The following is a 1,267-nucleotide window of genomic DNA, read 5'->3' as shown; positions in this document are numbered from 1 at the left end:
GGAGCCTGACCCGCTTCCCCGGACACCTGTCCTGAGGTGACGATGTCATCTCCGAGAGGAGTCCTTGTGCCTGCAGCCAAGCCGCCGGAGTTCCGGCGTCGAGCAGTGGACCTGGCCCGCAGCGGCCAGCACCCGGTCGCGAAGGTCGCGTCGGATCTGGGGATCAGCGAGTCGTGCCTGCGCCGGTGGATGGCCCAGGACGACGTCGACGCCGGCCGGCGGGAGGGCCTGACCAGCGAGGAGCGCAAGGAGCTGGTCGAGCTGCGTCGCCGGACGCGGGTGCTGGAGATGGAGAACGAGATTCTCAAGCGCGCCAGCGCCTACTTCGCCCGGGAGAACGTCCTCCCAAAATGACGTTCCGGCTGGTCCGTGAGCTCGCCGAGGACGGGATCTCCGTCGCGGTGGCCTGCCGGGTGCTCGAGGTCTCCAGGTCCGGCTACTACGACTGGGCGACCCGGCCGCCTTCAGCCCGGTCGCTGGCCGACGCCGAGCTCACCGCGACGATCCTGGCCGTCCACCAGATGTCGCGGTGCTCCTACGGCGCGCCGCGGGTCCACGCCGAGCTGCGCCTCGGCCTTGGGCTTGCCTGCGGCCGCAAGCGCGTCGCGCGGCTGATGCGCACCGCCGGGCTGGTCGGGGTCTGTCACCGGCGCAAACGCCGTGGTCAACGCCCGCTGCCGGCGCCTCATGAGGACCTGGTCCGGCGCCAGTTCACCGCCGACGGACCGGACCGGTTGTGGTGCACCGACATCACCGAGCACGCCACGAACACCGGGAAGGTCTACTGCGCCGCGGTGCTGGACGTCTTCACCCGCAAAATCGTCGGATGGTCGATCGCGGACCACATGCGCGCCGAGCTGGTCGTCGACGCCCTGCAGATGGCGATCTGGACCCGCCAGCCGGGCCCCGGAGCGATCGTCCACGCGGACCGCGGAGCCCAGTACACCTCCTGGATCTTCGGCCACCGGCTGCGCTCCGCCGGCCTGCTCGGGTCCATGGGCAGGGTCGCCTCCAGCGTGGACAACACGATGATGGAGTCCTTCTGGTCCACCATGCAGCGCGAGCTGCTGGACCGCCGCACCTGGACCACCCGCGAGGAGCTCGCCTCAGCGATCTTCGAGTGGATCGAAGGCTTCTACAACCCCGTCCGGCGCCACTCCGGGCTCGGCTACCGGTCCCCGAACGACTTCGAGGACCGTCACACCGCCGCCCTCACCGCGGCATGATCACCCAAACCAAAACTGTCCGGGAAACCGGGTCAGGCTCC

At 69.9% G+C, this 1,267-nt stretch carries 2 protein-coding genes; both read left to right on the top strand.

The window, feature by feature from the left end:
- The first annotated feature begins 66 nt into the window (after window positions 1–66).
- Window positions 67–354 (top strand): IS3 family transposase, encoded by a 288-nt coding sequence (locus tag IEV86_RS17460; protein ID WP_043610596.1) that lies wholly within the window; start codon window positions 67–69, stop codon window positions 352–354.
- Window positions 351–1,226, top strand: coding sequence for an IS3 family transposase (locus tag IEV86_RS17455; RefSeq protein WP_081978984.1), 876 nt, complete (start codon window positions 351–353; stop codon window positions 1,224–1,226). Before IEV86_RS17460 ends, IEV86_RS17455 begins: the two co-directional genes overlap by 4 nt.
- Window positions 1,227–1,267: the final 41 nt, after the last annotated feature.

Origin of the sequence: Cellulomonas carbonis (assembly GCF_014636275.1) — a bacterium.
In the GTDB taxonomy this organism is placed as follows: Bacteria; Actinomycetota; Actinomycetes; order Actinomycetales; family Cellulomonadaceae; genus Actinotalea; species Actinotalea carbonis.
Note: the sequence above shows the minus strand (reverse complement) of the source record. Positions and strands in the feature narration are given on the sequence as shown.

Coding starts and splice junctions, on each gene's coding strand:
- IEV86_RS17455 (WP_081978984.1), top strand. CDS start 351: ATGACGTTCCGGCTGGTCCGTGAGCTCGCCGAGGACGGGATCTCCGTC.